Below are 2,581 nucleotides of genomic sequence, written 5' to 3' on the forward strand. Positions count from 1 at the left end.
CGGCCTGAAGAAGGTTCATCTGCCGGCGCGTGAGCGAGGCGAGCCGGTCGGACCACGAGCGGCTCAGTGCGGTGCGCAGGAACTTTTCGGCTTCGAGCAGGTCGTGCTCCTCGACGACCTCGGGCGAGACGAGGGCGAGGTGGCGCACGAAGAGGGCGATCGAGACGGGGTTTCCTTCGTTGAGATCCGCGATGCGCCCGGCGAGTACGGGCGAAATGGACTTCCCCTTGGCGGCAAGGCGCGCGACGAGGTGCCGCGTCCATTCCTCCCCGCTGATGGGCGTGAGCGCCGTGTGGACGACGGCGCCGTGAAAGGACCCCTCCTCATCGAAGAGCGGTTGACTCCGAAGGTTTCCGAAGAAGGCCCAACCGACGGACTTCTGTCGGCGCAGGACCGCTGTCATCGCGTTCAAAACCGCACGATGGTCGTTTTCGCCCGTACCCAGGCAGCCGGCGAGCGACTCGACCCGGTCGATGCAGATCATCATCCGGGCGCCGCGCTCGTGCGCCAAGACCTCGGGTAGCTCGAAGACGGCCTTCCGAAGGGCGCGAGCTCTCCGCGGGCCCGCGCGAAGCGGTCGGTGCCGAGCAGGATCCGGAAGTCGTCCGGACCGCCGTCCCCGAGCCGGATGTTGGGCGACCAGGCCCCCAGCCGGCGGCGCAGCGCATCGGTGCGCTCCGCTTCCGGGAGCACGCGCATGACGGCCGTGGCGAAGGTGTTGAGAAGCGTCCCTCGTCGAGGCGGGCGGGAGAGTCGAAGGAGACGACGAGGGTCGAGCCCATCTGCCGGAGCGTCTGCGCCAGCATGAGCTTGAGCGTCGTCTTGCCGAAGCCGTCGGGCCCGAGGACCGCGGTCGGCCTGCCGGCCTTCATCCTGCCGGTGAGCTTCTCAAGGTCGGCATCTCTTCGGATGAGTTCGGACGAGTCGTATGGACGTGATGAGCAGTGCGAAGTGACTTCTTCCATGGCGGGATCCGGGGCGTGACCGCTTCATCATAGTTGGCCCAAGGCCGGGCTTTGTCGCAGTTTTGGGCGCGGTTCTTATCGCTTTTTTGCGACTTTCCGGCCCCGGTTCGGGAAATCGCCCGGCCGACAGGGGGCACCGGGGTGACGTACAATCTGTCCTTGCAGGAACTCTCCGGCCGTGGTTCGCCTTCGGCCGGATTGTCGTGCCTCCGCGTCAAGGCGAGGATTCTGCCGTCGCCGCGTCCCTTCACCGGGCCGCGGCGATGCTTTTTGGTGCGTGCGTTCGTCCCGGTGCTCGGCGCCGGACTCAACCGGCCGCGGCAGAGACATGGGAAGCCGGGCGGCCGACTTAACCGAAGCTTCACCGCTCAAGCGGAAGAAGGCGTATGATTGCCGACGTAGTAACTCTTCGGCGAAGTTCGCTTTCGGCCGAAGAGATGTGCCGTAGGTGGATACTGCCTTCGCCGCGTTCTTCTTTGGAGAGCGCGGCGATGTTTTTATGGGCGTCGGAACCGCCTCGGGACGCCCGACGGGCCTCCGCCTCAAAGGTTGACGGTTGGGCGGTACTCCGTCTTCAGCCACATCTCCAACAACGGATCGGCGACGCCGAGCGAGCCGTCGGGGCGAAGCAGGAGGAGGTCCTTCCCGAGAAGGGCGGCCTTGGATCGTGCAACCGTCGAGGAGGGACCGAGCCGGTACCTGCAGATGGTCCTCTGATCGGAGCAGCCTCCGCCCGTCCCGTCGGCAACGGCGAGGAGCAGATTTCTCTGCCGGGCGGAGAGTCCCGCGGTCATCACGCGGAAGTTCGTGCGGTAGGTGCTGATGAGGTATTCCTTCGCGTTTTCGATGTCGCCGTCGGTGACGGTGCCGTCGGTGAAAGCCCAGGCGTACGCCGCCAGATGCTGAACGCAGCCCGACACCCGACGCACGCTCTCTGCAATCTCCGCGGCGTGCGCCTCCGATATGCGCTTTCCCGTCGCGTCGAAGCGTCCGACGATGAATCGGACCCATTGCTCCTTGGGAATCGGCTGAAGGCGGATGACGTCGCCGAACCCATGGAAGGTGCGGTCAGCGTCCCGAAACATGGCTTCCATGGCCGACGTGCCGACAAGGCAGTAGGACGCGTGCTTGTGGCCGCACCACGCCGTGCGCAGGCGTTCAAGGAAGTCCGGTGCGTCCGGAAGGGCGGCGTTGGCATTCGTCGATGAAGACGACCATGCGGAAGCCCTCTCGGGCTGCGAGGGCTTCGGGGAGATTCAAAACGTCGTCTACGTTCGCCCCGGCGTCGAATGGGAGCGGCGCATCTGGATAGATCGCATCGGGAGCCGCCCGGGTGACGGCGGAGGCGTAGGCCTCCAGGAATTCGGATGGGGTGCGGCAGCCGAGCGCGCTGAACTTCGCAACGCGGATCGAAGGATCTGCGGTGATGGACCCAAGGACTTTACCGACGAGCGAGGTTTTGCCGAGTCTTCTCGGTGCGGTGAGGACGGTGTGGACGCCTTCCAGAAGATTTCGGCGAAGACGTTCGGTCTCCGCTTCGCGGCCCGTGAAGTGCTCGCCGCGGACGGGCCTTCCGTAGAGGAAGGGAAGATTGTCGTCGGACATGGGTGCCGTGC

The 2,581-nt window shown here is 65.6% G+C and carries 4 protein-coding genes; all 4 read right to left on the bottom strand.

What is annotated here, in order from left to right; all coding sequences use genetic code 11:
- Nucleotides 1-487, bottom strand: a 487-nt coding sequence (locus tag HMPREF9440_RS05180; protein WP_008542159.1) for a hypothetical protein, incomplete at its 3' end; no start/stop codon positions are given.
- On the bottom strand, nucleotides 484-699 hold the full coding sequence (locus tag HMPREF9440_RS05185; RefSeq protein WP_008542161.1) for a hypothetical protein: 216 nt from the start codon (nucleotides 697-699) through the stop codon (nucleotides 484-486). The genes HMPREF9440_RS05180 and HMPREF9440_RS05185, both read right to left, overlap by 4 nt.
- Before the next feature lie 808 nt (nucleotides 700-1,507).
- A complete protein-coding gene (locus tag HMPREF9440_RS05190; protein WP_148516426.1) occupies nucleotides 1,508-2,050 on the bottom strand; it encodes a DNA polymerase III subunit delta in 543 nt (180 codons plus the stop codon).
- A gap of 73 nt (nucleotides 2,051-2,123) precedes the next feature.
- On the bottom strand, nucleotides 2,124-2,581 hold a 458-nt coding region (locus HMPREF9440_RS05195; RefSeq protein WP_216586061.1), incomplete at its 5' end, for an ATP-binding protein.

The organism is Sutterella parvirubra YIT 11816, assembly GCF_000250875.1.
GTDB lineage: Bacteria > Pseudomonadota > Gammaproteobacteria > Burkholderiales > Burkholderiaceae_F > Sutterella > Sutterella parvirubra.